General features: G+C 71.9%; 13 protein-coding genes and 1 pseudogene. 8 read left to right on the forward strand and 6 right to left on the reverse strand.

All coding sequences use genetic code 11. The annotated features are described in order from the left end of the window. Positions 1-127 precede the first annotated feature (127 nt). Positions 128-397 carry a 30S ribosomal protein S15 gene (gene rpsO, locus LVO85_RS00625; RefSeq protein WP_232745462.1) on the reverse strand — a complete coding sequence of 90 codons (270 nt, stop codon included), beginning with the start codon at positions 395-397 and terminating at the stop codon, positions 128-130. A 243-nt stretch (positions 398-640) separates the two neighbouring features. On the opposite strand from rpsO, the gene LVO85_RS00630 reads away from it, so the two are divergent. From LVO85_RS00630 to LVO85_RS00640, 3 genes are all read left to right on the forward strand, one after another. Next, positions 641-1,951 carry a hypothetical protein gene (locus LVO85_RS00630; RefSeq protein WP_232745464.1) on the forward strand — a complete coding sequence of 437 codons (1,311 nt, stop codon included), beginning with the start codon at positions 641-643 and terminating at the stop codon, positions 1,949-1,951. A gap of 206 nt (positions 1,952-2,157) precedes the next feature. Then, entirely contained in the window at positions 2,158-2,349 is a 192-nt protein-coding gene (locus LVO85_RS00635; protein ID WP_232745466.1) for a hypothetical protein, read from the forward strand. A 108-nt stretch (positions 2,350-2,457) separates the two neighbouring features. Continuing rightward, positions 2,458-3,180, forward strand: coding sequence for a PIG-L deacetylase family protein (locus LVO85_RS00640; RefSeq protein ID WP_232745468.1), 723 nt, complete (start codon positions 2,458-2,460; stop codon positions 3,178-3,180). A 31-nt stretch (positions 3,181-3,211) separates the two neighbouring features. On the opposite strand, the gene LVO85_RS00645 is transcribed toward LVO85_RS00640, so the two are convergent. Further along, complete coding sequence (locus LVO85_RS00645) at positions 3,212-4,042, reverse strand: Fpg/Nei family DNA glycosylase (RefSeq protein WP_232745470.1); 831 nt, start codon at positions 4,040-4,042, stop codon at positions 3,212-3,214. 43 nt (positions 4,043-4,085) lie between these two features. Continuing rightward, a complete protein-coding gene (gene ppc, locus LVO85_RS00650; protein WP_232745472.1) occupies positions 4,086-6,830 on the reverse strand; it encodes a phosphoenolpyruvate carboxylase in 2,745 nt (914 codons plus the stop codon). Between the two features lie 432 nt (positions 6,831-7,262). Here ppc and LVO85_RS17135 point away from each other — a divergent pair. From LVO85_RS17135 to LVO85_RS00675, 5 genes and pseudogenes are all read left to right on the forward strand, one after another. Continuing rightward, positions 7,263-7,379: pseudogene (locus LVO85_RS17135) on the forward strand (thiamine pyrophosphate-binding protein); the annotation flags it as partial. Between the two features lie 274 nt (positions 7,380-7,653). Next, positions 7,654-8,814 carry a thiamine pyrophosphate-binding protein gene (locus tag LVO85_RS00660; RefSeq protein ID WP_232745475.1) on the forward strand — a complete coding sequence of 387 codons (1,161 nt, stop codon included), beginning with the start codon at positions 7,654-7,656 and terminating at the stop codon, positions 8,812-8,814. Next, complete coding sequence (locus tag LVO85_RS00665; protein WP_232745477.1) at positions 8,814-9,359, forward strand: carboxymuconolactone decarboxylase family protein; 546 nt, start codon at positions 8,814-8,816, stop codon at positions 9,357-9,359. The genes LVO85_RS00660 and LVO85_RS00665 overlap by 1 nt, the downstream gene beginning before the upstream one ends. 76 nt (positions 9,360-9,435) lie before the next feature. Beyond that, a complete protein-coding gene (locus tag LVO85_RS00670) occupies positions 9,436-9,999 on the forward strand; it encodes a carboxymuconolactone decarboxylase family protein (RefSeq protein WP_232745479.1) in 564 nt (187 codons plus the stop codon). Further along, on the forward strand, positions 9,999-11,426 hold the full coding sequence (locus LVO85_RS00675; protein WP_232745481.1) for a Dyp-type peroxidase: 1,428 nt from the start codon (positions 9,999-10,001) through the stop codon (positions 11,424-11,426). The genes LVO85_RS00670 and LVO85_RS00675 overlap by 1 nt, the downstream gene beginning before the upstream one ends. 30 nt (positions 11,427-11,456) lie before the next feature. On the opposite strand, the gene LVO85_RS00680 is transcribed toward LVO85_RS00675, so the two are convergent. From LVO85_RS00680 to mreC, 3 genes are read right to left on the reverse strand one after another with little or no spacing between them, the layout of a single operon-like run. Further along, positions 11,457-13,457 (reverse strand): penicillin-binding transpeptidase domain-containing protein, encoded by a 2,001-nt coding sequence (locus tag LVO85_RS00680; protein ID WP_232745484.1) that lies wholly within the window; start codon positions 13,455-13,457, stop codon positions 11,457-11,459. Then, positions 13,448-13,936 carry a rod shape-determining protein MreD gene (locus tag LVO85_RS00685; protein ID WP_232745488.1) on the reverse strand — a complete coding sequence of 163 codons (489 nt, stop codon included), beginning with the start codon at positions 13,934-13,936 and terminating at the stop codon, positions 13,448-13,450. The genes LVO85_RS00680 and LVO85_RS00685 overlap by 10 nt, the downstream gene beginning before the upstream one ends. Continuing rightward, complete coding sequence (gene mreC, locus LVO85_RS00690; protein WP_232745489.1) at positions 13,933-14,712, reverse strand: rod shape-determining protein MreC; 780 nt, start codon at positions 14,710-14,712, stop codon at positions 13,933-13,935. The genes LVO85_RS00685 and mreC overlap by 4 nt, the downstream gene beginning before the upstream one ends.

Consider the following 14,712-nt stretch of genomic DNA (forward strand, 5'->3'; position numbering starts at 1 on the left):
ACATCGTCGTTGTGCCCGGCTGTGTCCTTCTGTGGTGACCCGCGGTGCGGGCCGGTGACGGGACGTGCCCGTCATACGCAGGAAGAGCGACCCCCGGACGGTTCCGGGAGTCGCTCCCCTGCGTGGCTCAGCGGCGCAGACCGAGGCGCTTGATCAGCGCTCGGTAGCGCTCGATGTCGGTCTCCTCGAGGTAACGCAGGAGACGCTTGCGTCGGCCGACCAGCAGCAGCAGGCCGCGGCGGCTGTGGTGGTCGTGCTTGTGCTCGCGCGAGTGCTCGGTGAGGTCGCGGATGCGCTGGGTCAGCAGCGCGACCTGCACCTCCGGCGACCCGGTGTCGCCCTCGGTGGTGGCGTACTCATCCATGATCTGCTTCTTCACTGCAGCGTCCAGCCCCATGGGCGACTCCTTTGATCTCGTTGCGCGGCGCGCCTGGGCATGTCCACCAGGGCACTCTGGGTCCGCGGCCGTTCGGACGGCATCGCCCAATCTAGCAGCGCGGCGAGGCAACACCCCAATCCGTCGCCCACCGAAACTGGAGTGCGACACATCTCCCGAGCCCCTTGTATCACAGTGTGACCAGGATCACTCTCGGAGGAGTGGGAGCGCACACGGGCCTCCCACCGACTCGAGGAGCACATCATGAAGCACAGGAAGCGCGCGATCGCGGGCCTGGCTCTGGCGTCCCTGCTGGGAGCCACGGCCGCCGCGGCAGCGGACCCGGGGGTGAGCCCGGCCAGCGTGGACGAGGCGCTCGACCCCGGCGAGAGCATCACGATCACCAAGACGGTCACGACGCCGGAGGTCCCGCCCAAGCCCGACATCGTCCTGCTGGTCGACCACACCGGCAGCATGGGCATCGCGATCGACAACGTCAAGGCCAACATGGCCGACATCATCACCGCCGTCGAGACCGCGCAGCCGGACGCCCAGTTCGCCGTCGCCATCTACTGCGACATCGGTGAGCCGGTGCCGCCCTATGAGGTCATCCAGGACCTCACGGACGACGCCGCCACCGCCGTCGCCGCGGTCGACGGGATCACGTTGTGCAACGGCGGCGACGAGCCCGAGGCGCAGCTGCCGGCCCTCTACGCGTTGGGCGACGGCGGCGGCGAGATCTCCTACCGCGCAGACTCCTCCCGCGTGGTCGCCTGGTTCGGCGACGCGCCGGGCCACGACCCACGGCTGGACATCACCGAGGCGGACGCCACGCAGTCACTGGTCGACGCCGGGGTCAAGACGCTGGCCATCAGCGTCGGTTTCGATGGGCTCGACGCCACCGGTCAGGCCACCCGCATCACCGCCGCCACCGGGGGCAGCTTCTTCTCCGGTGTCGGCGCCGACGCGGTGGCCGACGCCATCCTCGATGGCCTGACCAACCTGCCGGTCGAGGTCGCCGGCTCGCCGACGTGCGACGAGGGACTGTCGGTCGAGCTCGACCCGGCGTCCCAGGTCGTCACCAGCGGTGACGACGCCGTCTTCGAGGAGACCGTCACGGTCGCGGCCGACGCCCCGCAGGGCACCACGTTGACCTGCGAGGTCGACTTCACCATCGACGGCCAGGACGCCGGCCCCGCCTTCACGCAGACCATCTCGGTGGACGTCAACGACGTCACCCCGCCGACGGTCAGCTGCGAGCAGGGCCCGAACCCCGCGGGCATGATCCTGCCCGAGGAGAGCGAGGCGGGCTTCTTCAGGATGGTCGCCGAGGACAACGTCGACGACTCGGTCGAGATCACGGTGTCCGACACCGGGTCGGACGCCGAGTTCGGCCCCTATGCCTCGGGCACGACGTTCAAGCTCACCCAGGCTCCCGGCGCGAAGCCGAGGGTCACCGCCTTCACCGGCGAGGTGGAGTGGCACTTCCGTCTCAAGGGTGACGCCGAGCTGTCGGCGACGGACGAGGCAGGCAACACCGGGACCGCCCTGTGCGAGGTGCCGCCGCACGACTGATCCCTGAGCACCACCACCGCACCATCGGCGCCACCCCCGACCGGAGAGTCGGGGGTGGCGTCCTGTGAGGCGTATCACAGGACCGTCGCGGGTCTCTGGAACAGCATCACCACAGCGGACTCGCCTCCGCTGGACTCTCACCCCTGTGAGTCACCCAGAAGAACCGGGAGGGGCCCGCCCTCCCGACCCGTGAAAGGTAGGACACCATGAACATGCTCAACGGCATGGTCGCCCAGGACATGGCCGCGGAGCGGGACCGCAACCTCGACCGAGCAGCAGAGCTCGACCGGCGCGCCCGGAACCGTCCGCAGTCCGACATCGTCCTGAGCCGCAGCCGGCGCCGCCGGCTCGGTCTGGCAGCACTCCGCCGCTGGGTGGTCCACCCGGTCCCCCAGTGACGTCACCTGCAGGACACCCGGACCAGGATGCTCCCCCTCACCTCCGAGGGGGAGCATCCTGCGTGTGAACGGGGGCGCGTTGGGCCGGCGGGATGGGAAGGTGGACCCATGGCAACCCTGGAGACCTTCCCCGAGGACTGGCAGACCGCCCTGTGCGTCGCCGCCCACCCCGACGACCTGGAGTACGGCATCGCGGCCGCCGTTGCGCGCTGGACGGCCCAGGGCAAGACCGTGACCTACCTGCTCGCCACGCGTGGCGAGGCCGGCATCGACGGGATGCACCCGGACGAGGCCGCACCGGTCCGCGAGCAGGAGGAGCGCGAGGGCGCCGCCGTGGTCGGCGTCGACGCCGTGGAGTTCCTCGGCCTCACCGACGGCACCGTCGAGTACGGTCTGCCGCTGCGCCGGGCGCTCGCCGGCGAGATCCGGCGCCGCCGACCCGACGTGGTGCTGGCCGGGACCTACCGTGAGACCTTCGCCGGTGGCGGGCTCAACCAGGCCGACCACCGTGCTGTCGGACTGGCCACCCTGGACGCGTGCGCCGACGCCGGCAACCGGTGGATCTTCACCGATCTCCTCGACGCGGGCCTCGAACCGTGGTCGGGGGTCAGGTGGCTGGCCTTCGCGGGGTCACCCGAGCCGAGCCATGCCGTCGACGTGAGCGACACCTTCGAGTCGGGCGTGGCCTCCCTGGAGGCACACCGGCGGTACCTGGACGCGCTCGGCCCGGAGTACCCCACCCCCCGCAGGCTGCTCGAGATGATCCTGGGGTCCCAGGACGACCCGGAGCTGGGTGAGCACACCCTGCGGCTGGAGGCGCACCAGCGGTGACGCCGCCGACCGGGCTCCGAGGACGTGGCGCCTACGTGCGTCGCTGACAGTTGGCGCACCAGAAGAGGTTGCGGCCGGCCACGACGGCGGTGCGGATCGTGGACCCGCACCTGAGGCACTCCTGGCCGGTCCGCTTGTAGGCGTAGTAGCGCCGTGGCCCGGGGCACGGCTGCACGCCGCGGGCGAGCTGCGCCTCGACCCGGTCCACCTGCTCCTTTACCGTCAGGATCCGTCCGCTCGCGACGCCCAGCGGCATGAGCCGGACCAGGTCCTCCCAGATCGCCTCCCAGGTCTGCCGCTTGATCCGCTGCCCGGGGTGCATCGGCCCGACCCGGTGCCGGAAGAGGACCTCGCTGCGGTAGACGTTCCCGACGCCCGCCAGCACCTTCTGGTCCATCAGCAGCTCGGCCACGGAGCGCCGCCCCCTGCGGACCATCGCCCAGGCGCGGTCCGGGTCGGCTTCGGCACGCAGCGGGTCGGGGCCCTGGCGAGCGATGACCTCGGCGACCTCGTCGGGGGTGCGGGTGGCGCAGACGATGGGCCCGCGCAGGTCGGCCACCGACCCGGCGTCGGCCAGCCGCAGCCGCACCTGGCCGCGCGCCGGTGGCTCCGGTTCGCCTTCCGGCACCGAGGTCACCGTGAACCTCCCGATCAGACCGAGGTGGACGTGCAGGCGCCGCTCCCCGGCGAAGTCCACGAAGAGGTGCTTGCCCCAGGCGTCGGCCGACTCCAGCACGGCACCGTCGAGCAGCGCCGCGCCGTCAGCGAACCGGCCCTGTGGGCTCGTCACACGAGGGGCACGGCCGGCGAAGGCGCTGCTGAGGTCACGCGCCAGGCGATGGATGGTGTGTCCCTCGGGCATGCCCCCATCGTCGCCCAGGGCGCGCGAGGGGCGGACGCCGGGGTCAGCCGGTGTTACGCAGGCCGGCGGCGACCCCGTTGACGGTGATCAGCAGGGCACGCTGCAGCTCGGCCTCGTCCTCGCCGGCGTCACCGTCGCGCAGCCGGCGCAGCAGCTCCACCTGCAGGTAGGAGATGGGGTCGAGGTACTGGTCGCGCACCGCCAGCGAACGCTGCAGCACCGGCTGGTCCTCCAGCAGCGCGTCCTTGCCGGTGAGCTGCCGGAGCTCGTCGACGGTGAGGTCGAACTCGGCCCTGACCGCGTCGAAGACGTGCCGCAGCTCCTGAGGCACGAGGGTGTCGACGTAGTGTGCCGCCACCTCCAGGTCGGTCTTCGCGACCGTCATCTCCACGTTGGACAGCACGGCCGCGAAGAAGTGCCACTCGCGCAGCATCTCGGAGAGCGCCTCGCCGTGACCTGCCTCCCGGGCCGCGCGCAGCCCCGAGCCGACGCCGAACCAGCCGGGGACGATCTGCCGGGTCTGGGTCCACCCGAACACCCACGGGATGGCGCGTAGCCCCTCCAGCCCCTTGCCGGTGTCGGGCCGCTTGCTCGGCCGCGAACCGATGTTGAGCGCGCCCAGCTGGTCCACCGGGGTGGCCGCGACGAAGTAGGCGGGCAGGTCGGGGTTGTCGATGAGCCGGCGGTACGCGGCATACGCGGCGTCCGAGGCGAGGTCCATGACCTCACCCCAGTGCTGCAGCTGCTCGGTGGACGACCTCGGGTCCCGGTGCAGGGCGGTGGCACGCAGCACGGCCGCGAGGGACAGCTCGAGGTTCTCGTAGGCCAGCGCGGGCAGGGAGTACTTGTCGGAGATGACCTCACCCTGCTCGGTGAACTTGATCTCCCCCTCCAGCACGCCCGGGGGCTGGGCCAGGATCGCGTCGTAGGTCGGTCCGCCACCACGACCGACCGACCCTCCCCGGCCGTGGAACAGGCGCAGCCGCACACCGTGCCGGTGGGCGACGTCCCGCAGCGCCCGCTGGGCACGGTGGATCCCCCACTGGCTGGTGAGGACGCCCGCCTGCTTGTTCGAGTCGGAGTAGCCGAGCATGACCTCCTGCACGTCGCCGCGCAGGCGGACGACCGTGCGGTATGCCGGGTCGCTCAGCAGCGCGTCGACCAGCTCGGCGGCTCCACGCAGCTCGTCGATCGTCTCCAGCAGGGGCGCGAAGCCGACGTGCGCGAAGGCACCCTCCCCCGACCCGTCGCCGTGCAGGTCGACCAGCCCCGCCTCCCGGGCCAGCACCGCGGCCGCGACGACGTCGTCGGGGCCCTGCGTCATGGAGATGATGTAGGTCTCGACGACGTCGGGGCCGTAGGTGGTGACCGCGCGGCGGATCTCGTCGAACACCGCCAGGGTCTGACCGCGGTCGGCGGCGCGGACCAGCAGCGGGCGCCGGGACGCCAGCTCACCGGTGAGCACCGCCCAGCGCTCGTCCCGGTCCAGGTCGGCATAGGGCCGCTCGAGCCCCCCCACGGCGTCGAGCATCCCGCCGACCGCCTCGTGGTGCTTCTCGGCGTGCTCGCGGACGTCCAGCGTGGCCAGGTGCAGGCCGGTCCCCGACAGGGTCTGGATGGCACGGGCCATCCGACCGTCGGCCACCAGCGACCCGCCGTGCTCGCGCAGCGACTCGGCCACCAGGCGGAGGTCGGCGACGATCTCCGCGGCACTGTCGTAGTCGCGCCCCGGCTCGTGGGCCGTGCCTGCGTCGACCCGGCGGCGCGTGTTGAGGAGCTTGGCCTTCACGCAGGTCAGCTTGAGCCGGTAGGGCTCGGCGGCGTTCAGCTCCTTCACCCGCGGGTCGAGACCGGGGAGGTGGTCGAGGTCCTGCTGCAGCGACTCCAGCAGCTCGGGGGTGACCTCCACGACGACGGTCGAGCTGGAGATCTGCGACGTCAGCACGTCCACGAGCGCCAGCGCCACCTTCACCGCGTGCTGGTGGTGCAGCCGCAGGACGTCCGCGGTGACGGCGGGCGTGACATAGGGGTTGCCGTCGCGGTCGCCACCGATCCAGGAGCCGAAGCGCACGGGCGTGCGGCCGGGGTCCATGGTGACGCCGTGCTGCGCCAGCAGGTCGGCCAGGTCCCCCAGCAGGTCGGGCATCGTCGCGGTGAGCACCTCGTCGAGGTAGTACATCGCGTTGCGGGCCTCGTCCATCGGGGTGGGCCTGGCCTGCCGCAGCTCGTCGGTCTGCCAGATGAGGTCCACGAGCTCGGCGAGCCGCCGGTCCTGTCTGCGGCGGGCCACGCTCTCGGGGGCGGTGTCCTGGGCGAGCTCGTCGGACAGGTGCCGGATCTTGGTCAGCACCGAGCGGCGGCTGGCCTCGGTCGGGTGCGCGGTGAACACCGGGCGCACGTCGAGCTCGGCCACCGTCGCGGCGAGCAGGTCGGCTCCTCCCGCAGCCACGATGTCGGCGACCGCGGTCGTCAGCCACCCCTGGTCCTCCGGTCGGGCCGCCAGGGTGCGCACCCGGTGCACCTGCTCGGCCGCGTTGGCCAGGTGGAAGTAGGCCGCGAAGGCACGGACGAGGTCGGTGGCCTGGTGCAGCGGCAGCCCGGCGAGGACCTCCCGGACCTCTGCCGCCGCAGCCTCGTCGCCGGCCTTGCTCTCCTTGGTCGTGAGCCGGACCCTCTCGACGCGGTCGAGCAGGGTCTGACCGTGGTGGCGCACCAGGGACTGTCCCAGCAGGGTGGACACCCGGCGGACGTCGGCGCGGAGCTCGGGGCTGATCGGATCCTGGTTCACGCAGGAAACCCTACCGAGCCTCGTGTAACGCCCAGGTTGCCCGGCCAGGCCTCACCCGGTGCCACGCAGACCGCGCCACCCCGCCCAGACGACCTCGGCAAAGAGCACCCCCACCGCCGCAAGGGGCTGCACGAACGCCAGCACAACCGCCCCGGCGGTGACCGCAGGCAGAAGGTACAGATGGTGTCTGCGGTGGCGGTCGAGTCCATGGGGAGGACGGCCGGGGTGATGCACGGAGACGTCGCGCTGGACATGGCGAGCCAGCGCTCCGACCGCCAGGGACAGCAGCCCCACGTTGACCGCGAAGGCGACAGTCGCCCACGGCTCGGCGATCCGCCCCGTGCCCACCGCATCATCAGTGAAAGGCATGAGCTGGGAGAGCCCTCGGGGGTCTCGGCAGTCGTCGCTGCCCATGAGGGCGGGGCCGCCTTCATGGCCGACGGGTACGCACGAGCCAGTGGCCGCTTCGGTGTCTGCCTGGCCATCGGCGGGCCGGGCGTCGCCAACATGGTCGGCCCCCTGGCGGCGGCGTACGCCGACGAGTCCCCGGTGCTGTGCATCACCGGTCAGGTGCCCACTGCATGGGAGGGCCGAGGTGCGTTCCAGGACGCCAGCCCGGCCGGGATGGACGACATGGCCTTCCTGCGGCCGGTGACGGCCTACGCCCAGGAGGTCGTCAAGGCCGGTGACGTCGCGCACCACCTGCACGTGGCGCTGCGCACCATGCTCGGCCTGGAGCGCCGACCGGTGAACCTGTCACTGGCGAAGGACATCCAGAAGCGCAGAGGTCCACGACACCTACCGCCCGCTGACCGACGCCACCGTGGACCCGCCTCGTCTGGTCGACACCGCCGCCGTGGCCGCGCTGGCGACGACCATGGCCGAGCACCAGAACATCGTCCTGCTGTGTGGCAACGGTGCCGTCCAGTCAGGGGCCTCCGAGACGCTGGTCGCCTTCGCGGAGCGGTTCCACCTGCCGGTCGCGACGACCCTGCGCGCCAAGGGCAGCTTCCCGGAGGACCACGACCTGTCGCTCGGGGTGTTCGGCTACGCCGGCACCCGGCATGCCACAGCCGCGCTGCTGGGCGGAGAGGCCGACCTCGTGGTGGTGCTCGGCTCGAGCCTCAACCAGCGCGACACCATGGTCTGGAGCGAGAGGCTGCGTCCCGACGGAGGGATCGTCCAGGTCGACCTGGACCCGACCGTCTTCGGTCGCAACTACCCCGTGGACCACACCGTGGTGGGCGACGTGCGTGCCACCCTGGAGGTCCTGCTCGCCGACACCGGACTCGCCACCGCCCTGGAGACCGGCTCCCAGCACCGGCAGCGCTGGCTGGACAGCATCCAGGTCCAGGACCGCCACTACGACAGCGACACCCAGAGCAGCGACCAGGTGCCGATCCATCCGGCGAGGGTCGTCGCAGACCTGAGGGCCGTGGCCCCACACAGCACGGTGGTCCTCGTCGACTCCGGCGCCCACCGGGCCTTCACCGGCCACCACTGGGACGCCTACCGGCCGCAGGACTACCTGTCGTCCACCACCCTGGCACCCATGGGCTGGGCCGTCGCAGCGGGCGTCGGCGCCCAGGTCGCCCGGCCGGGGGACCCGGTGGTGGTCGTCACCGGAGACGGCTGCATGCTCATGCACGGCATGGAGGTGCAGACGGCCGCCGCCCATGGGCTCCCGGTCGTGTTCGTCGTGCTCAACAACTCGGCTCTCGGCAACGTCTACCTGCGCGCTCGCACGATGAGTGACTCCGCCGGGGCGCTGGCGACGCTGCAGACCCATGACTGGGTGGCCTTCGGCCGGTCGCTGGGAGCAGACGGGCTGCGCGTGGAGGACCCTGCCGACCTCACCGCGGCCTTCGAGCGGGCCTTCGCCGCATCCGGGCCCTTCGTCCTGGACATCCGCACGGACCGGGACGCCGCGACCCCCATCACCGCGTGGACCGAGGCCGGCCGCGAATGGATGGAGGCACACTGATGGCTCGCATCCCCCCCGCGACCCGCGAGGTGCTGGACCCTCACGGGCAGGAGATCTACGACCGGCTCGCCGGGCCGCGCCACGGCCTCTCCGGTATGTACCAGGTGCTCATGCACCATCCGGACCTGGCCGCCCACGTGGGGGACCTGGGCGGCTTCTTCCGTTTCGGCTCCACCCTCCCCGGGGACATCCGTGAGCTGGCCATCATGGCGACGGCACGCAGCCTCGGGACCCCCTTCATGTGGGAGAAGCACGTGCCCTTCGCCGAGGCGGAGCAGCTGTCGAGCGCGTCGGTGGAGGCCGTGCGCACCGGTGACCCGCTCACCGCCGACATCCCGTTGGCCCACAAGGCCGTCTGGGAGCTGGCCCGCCACATCGCCGCGCAGGAGGTGGTCCCCCCCGACCTGCAAGCACTGCTCGAGGGCGAGTTCGGCACCCAGGGTCTGGTCGAGATGGTTGCGGTGTGCGGGTTCTACCGGTTCATCGCCACGATCGCCGTCTCGTTCGACGTCCCCCTCCCCGACGCCGGCCCACAGCCCTTCTGACCATGGTCACCGCCCACGCCTCCCACCCCCATCTGCGTGCGGCGCACACCGCCCCCTCGGAGAAGAGATCCCTGTGATGGAACGCCTACCGGTGCACACGACTCCTGACGGCCTCGAAGGCGAGGCGCTCGAGGTCTTCACCGAGATCCAGCAGAGCCGCGGCATGGTCGTGGGAGCGCTGGCCGCCCTGCTGAACAGCCCGCCATTGGCGCGGCTGGTCTCGGACATGGGTGCCTACATACGCTTCCACTCCGTGCTGGAGCCGGAGGTGCGCGAGCTGACCATCCTGGCGGCACTGCGAGAGACCGACTGCGAGTTCGAGTGGTCCTTCCACGAGAAGTACGCCCTCGAGGCCGGCGTGTCCCAGGACACGGTCGACGTCGTGAAGTACGGGCGTGACCTGCAGGGCGTGCCTGCAGCGCACGCAGAGGTCATCCAGGTCGTGCGCGAGCTGCTGCGCCGCAGACAGGTGGCCCCGGCCACCCGCCAGGCGCTGCTGGACAGGTACGACGACCAGACGGTCACCGAGGTCGTGGGCCTGACCGGCTACTACGCGCTCGTCTCCCAGGTCCTCAACTTCTGGCAGCTCCCGGGACCGGACGGCGCACCATCCCTGCCCCGACGACCAGTGAGTGGCTGATGATCAACCTCAACTCGACCAACCTCGACATCACCGACCCCGACCTTCGGTCCTCGTTCAGCGACCTGCAGGGCGGCATCCTCAAGAGCCACGGCCGCGACGTCTCGCGACATGTGTTCGTGCGCTTCCATGACGCGGAGCTCGCCCGTACCTGGGTGCGCTCCATGGCGGAGAGTGTGACCTCTGCCCTTCAGCAGCACGAGTCGGCGGTGGAGTGGAAGGCGACCGGCAAGGAGCATCTCTTCACCTCCCTCATGCTGAGCGGCGACGGCTACCGCGCTCTCCACGTGGACCAGGCGAGAGCTCCCCGGGACAAGGCGTTCACCGCCGGCATGAAGGACCTCGACCAGACCTACAACACCGCTCCCCGCGGGGATCACAAGCCGACCGCCAACCCCCTGGCGGACGACCCGCAGGACTGGGAGGAGGCGTTCCGGTCCGAGGTCCACGCGCTGGCTCTCTTTGCCTACGGCAGCGACGGGCACGACGACGACGAGGCGGCGGCAGCGGTCGACGCAGCAGTCAAGGAGCTCGCCGCCGCGCTGTCGGGGGGAGCCGGCGAGATCGTCTGCGTGCAGAGCGGACACGCTCTGCGCAACGACATCGGCCAGGTCATCGAGCACTTCGGCTTCACCGACGGCGTCAGTGACCCACTGGTCCTCAAGTCCGACCTGGACCGTGCCTACGCCAACGGCGGCTTCGAGCACTACGACCCGAGCATCAACATCGGCGGCGTCATCGTCCCCGACCCCGGCGGCGGTCCGGACGCCTATGGAAGCTTCGTGGTCTACCGGAAGCTGCAGCAGAACCTGCGGGGTTTCGCTGACCACACCGCACAGATGGCAGACGCGCTGGGCGTCGACCGAGACCTGGCCGGTGCCCTGGTCATGGGCCGGTTCAAGGACGGCACCCCGGTGGGTGAGCAGAGCGTCCCCGGCTGGCGCAACGAGTTCAACGACTTCAACTACGACGACGACTGGACGGGCCTGCGGTGCCCACTGGCCAGCCATGCCCGACGGTCCAACCCTCGTGGTGACACCTACCGCAGGTTCGGGTCACCGGAGACGATCGAGCGGAGCCGGCGCATCGTGCGACGCGGCATCAGCTACGGCACCCCCGACCTGGACCCCCCGCAGGAGTGGACCGACACCGGCCTGCTCTTCCTGTGCTACCAGGCCAACATCGAGGACCAGTTCATCTTCATCCAGCACACCTGGTGCAACAACCAGGACTTCCTGGAGGACGCCGTGGGCAGGGACCCGGTCGCCGGCCAGTGCCCGGCGGACGAGCAGCGCAACCCGCAGGTGTGGCCCACACAGTGGGGACGGCCGCACTCCGAGAGGTCCTTCGAGTTCGGCGACCACGTCCGCATGCGCGGCGGTGAGTACTTCTTCGTGCCCAGCCTCTCTGCGCTACGGACCATGTGAGGTCTGCAGCACCCGACGCCGCTCGCTCCGTCACCGTTCGCGCAGGACGTCCCAGATGCGGCGGGCGGCGGGCGCGGCGACCTCACCGCCGATGCCGCCCTGCTCGACCACGACCACGACCGCATACCGCGGGTCGTCCACCGGTCCGTACGAGGCGTACCAGGCGGTGGAGCGACGCCCGAACGACTCGGCCGAGCCGGTCTTGCCGGCGACGGGGTAGGACTCCAGGTCGAAGCCCGCGAAGGCCGGCGCACCGGTGCCGTCGGTGTTGACCCCCTCGAGGCCGCGGCGGACGACCTCCAGCGCCCGCTCCTCCAGGAAGACCTCCCCCGCCGGCCCCGGCGCGAACGTCTCCAGCTGCTCGCCGTCCGCCGACCGGACACCGGAGGCCACGTGCGGGGTCACCAGGGTGCCTCCGTTGGCGATGGCGGCATACACGACTGCCATCTGCAGCGGGGTGACCGACAGGTCACCCTGCCCGATCGAGAAGTTGGCCGCGTCGCCCGGCCGGTACTGCCAGCCGTCGGTGCAGCTCTCGCGTGCCAGCTGCTCGAGGAACTGCCGCCGCTCGGTGTCGCTCTCCTCCGGGTAGCCGGACTCGGCCCGGGCGCACGACTCCTCCCGGGTCGCCTCCCAGTAGCCGCGCTTCCACTCCCGACCGGGCACCAGCCCGGCCACCTCCCCTGGCAGGTCGATGCCGGTGGGCCGCCCCAGGCCGAAGTCCTGAGCCAGCAGCACGTAGGGGTCCCGGAGGTCCTCCTCCTGGTCCAGTCCGCCCAGGTCGCGCCAGGTGTCGTAGGCCCAGCGGTAGAAGACGGTGTCGCAGGACACCTCCATGACCCGCTGCAGGTCGAGGTCGCCGTAGGCCCGTGACTCGTAGTTGGTGAACCGCTGACCGGAGATGCTCACCGCGCCGGGGCACGGGTAGCTGCCGTCCGGGTCGACCCCCGAGGCGAGTGCGGCCGGCAGGGACACGACCTTGAACGTCGAGGCCGGCGGCAGGGTCTCCCCCAGCACGCGGTCCGAGAGGGGCTCGCCCCGGTCAGCGTCGGTGAGCGCGTCGAGCTCGGCCTGGGTCACACCGCGCGCCCAGACGTCCGGGTCGTAGGTCGGCCAGCTGGCCGCTGCAGTGACCGCCCCCGTCTGCACGTCGAGCACCACCGCAGCCGCCGAGTCGGCCGGCCAGTCCTCCTCCCGGGACGTCTCCACCGTGTCGGCCAGGACCTCCTCCACAGCGGCCTGGACCTCGGGGTCGAGGTGGGTGAGCAGGTCGGCCCCCGGGGCCGGGGGGGTGCGTGTGCGCAGGCCGGTCACGACGCCACGGGGGTCGACCGTCAGGGTGGTGCGACCGGGGGTGCCGCGCAGCACGTCGTCGTAGGTCGCCTCCAACCCGTCGCGACCCAGGAGGTCCTCCGCCGTGAGCGTGCCCTCGGAGGCCTCCACCTCGGTCTGGACGGGACGGCCGAGGTAGCCCAGCACGTGGGCGGCGTTGACCAGGTCTGCGGTGTGGTCCCGCACCGGTCTGGTCTCCACCGCGACACCCGGGAAGCGCTCCGGGTCCTCCAGCACGGCGAGCGCGTGCAGCGGGTCGACGTCGTAGGCCACCGGCACCGGGCGGTAGGGCGAGCCACTGAAGCACGACGGCACCGGCGGTGCCCCCGCCGTGCCGCAGAGCCGGGTGCGACCCCACACCTCCTCCACGGGCCTGCGCAGCGCGACAGCCAACGCGACCATGAGCCCACGTCCCTCGTCAGGAGCCTCGAGCAGCACCTCGGGCTCCACCGCGACGACCGTCGTGGCGACGTTGCCGACCAGGGTCGTCCCGTCCGCGGCCAGGATGCGGCCGCGCACCGCGGGGGTCATGACCTCCCGGGTGCTCTCGACGACAGCCTGGTCCACGAGCTCCGGGTGCTCGACGAGCTGCCACTGCACCAGACGGCCCAGCAGGACGGCTCCCAGCACGAGCACGACGGCCATCAGCGCCCAGACCGGGCCGACTCCGAGGCCGCCCCGTCCTGCCGTCAGGCCCATCCGCGCACCGTCCACCATCGCTCGAGCGCCACCAGCAGCGGCAGTGCCACCACGGCCACCACCGAGGTCACCAGGAGTGTCCACAGCAGGTCACCGGGCGCGGCAAGCCCCACCCCCGCGGCCGAGGCCGTCCCCCGCACCGCCAGCACCGCCGCCGCACCGACCACCGTCGCGACCAGCGGCACCAGGGGCGACCACGCGGCATACCGTCGGGCCGTCCCGACCAGCGCGCCCGCACCTGCGTAGACCAGCGCTGCGCTGCCCAGCACCTCCGTGCCCGGTGGCGCCAGGTCGACCAGCCAGCCGCCGGCCAGGCCGACCAGCGCACCGGTGACCGGCCCGTGCAGCAGCGCGGCGGCGGCGACGACGAGCACGACCAGGTCGGGGCGGGCAGGGACCACCCAGGGGGTCAGGGCGGGCAGCAGCACGGCTGCGAGCAGCAGCACGGCGCGCCCCAGGACGCTGGGGAGGTGGCTCACGGTGGGCCCTCCGGCACGACGACGCCGACATGGTCCAGGCGGTCCAGCGGGGCGAGCGGGGTGACCTCCGCGGTGCTGCCCAGCCGGCCGTCGTCCGGGTCCACCGCCGTCACCCGACCCACCAGCACGTCGGCGACGTACGGCCCCGCGCCGGGGCTGCCCACCGTGCGGACCTCGTCCCCCACCGCCACCGGTGCCTCCCCCAGCACGGTCAGGGTGAGCGCGCCGAAGGGTCGCACGGGCAGGCCGGGGGCTGCCCGTGCGTCGAGGGCGCCCAGGACCCGGTCCTCGCCCACCCGCACACCGGGCACGACCCGCGGGTCCCCCAGCAGGGCCACGTCGGCCGTCGTCGCCGTCGTGGACACCACGCGGCCCACGAGCCCCTCTGCCGCGACCACGCTCCGGTCGGCGCGCACGCCGTCGTCCTCGCCGCGGTCGATGGTCACCTCCCTCGCTCCCACTGGTGCGGAGCCGGCGCTGACGCCGACGACGCGCGCGAGCACCAGCTCCTGGGTCGCCGGCGCGCTCTCCTGCAGCTGGAGGCGTCCGGCGAGCGCGTCGCGCTCGGACCGGGCACGGTCGAGCAGCATCAGTGCCTCGTCCCGTTCCGCCCGGGCCCTCGCGGCCCCGCCCGTGGGCCACTGGACGACGCTCTGGACGGGGCCGAGGGCGGTGGCACCGAGGTCGACCAGGGGGGAGGTCCACTGCGGTCTGGCGAGGTCGACGACCAGCACGAGGGAGGTCACCACGAGCAGGACGAGCAGGAGCCGGCGCAC

Origin of the sequence: Ornithinimicrobium sediminis (assembly GCF_021272345.1) — a bacterium.
In the GTDB taxonomy this organism is placed as follows: domain Bacteria; phylum Actinomycetota; class Actinomycetes; order Actinomycetales; family Dermatophilaceae; genus Ornithinicoccus; species Ornithinicoccus sediminis_B.

Bases quoted from the DNA above. Each gene is read 5' to 3' on its own strand.
- LVO85_RS00640 (WP_232745468.1), top strand. From the start codon at position 2,458: ATGGCAACCCTGGAGACCTTCCCCGAGGACTGGCAGACCGCCCTGTGC.
- LVO85_RS00630 (WP_232745464.1), top strand. From the start codon at position 641: ATGAAGCACAGGAAGCGCGCGATCGCGGGCCTGGCTCTGGCGTCCCTG.
- LVO85_RS00675 (WP_232745481.1), top strand. From the start codon at position 9,999: ATGATCAACCTCAACTCGACCAACCTCGACATCACCGACCCCGACCTT.
- LVO85_RS00645 (WP_232745470.1), bottom strand. From the start codon at position 4,042: ATGCCCGAGGGACACACCATCCATCGCCTGGCGCGTGACCTCAGCAGC.
- LVO85_RS00635 (WP_232745466.1), top strand. From the start codon at position 2,158: ATGAACATGCTCAACGGCATGGTCGCCCAGGACATGGCCGCGGAGCGG.
- LVO85_RS00665 (WP_232745477.1), top strand. From the start codon at position 8,814: ATGGCTCGCATCCCCCCCGCGACCCGCGAGGTGCTGGACCCTCACGGG.
- rpsO (WP_232745462.1), bottom strand. From the start codon at position 397: ATGGGGCTGGACGCTGCAGTGAAGAAGCAGATCATGGATGAGTACGCC.
- LVO85_RS00680 (WP_232745484.1), bottom strand. From the start codon at position 13,457: ATGGGCCTGACGGCAGGACGGGGCGGCCTCGGAGTCGGCCCGGTCTGG.
- LVO85_RS00670 (WP_232745479.1), top strand. From the start codon at position 9,436: ATGGAACGCCTACCGGTGCACACGACTCCTGACGGCCTCGAAGGCGAG.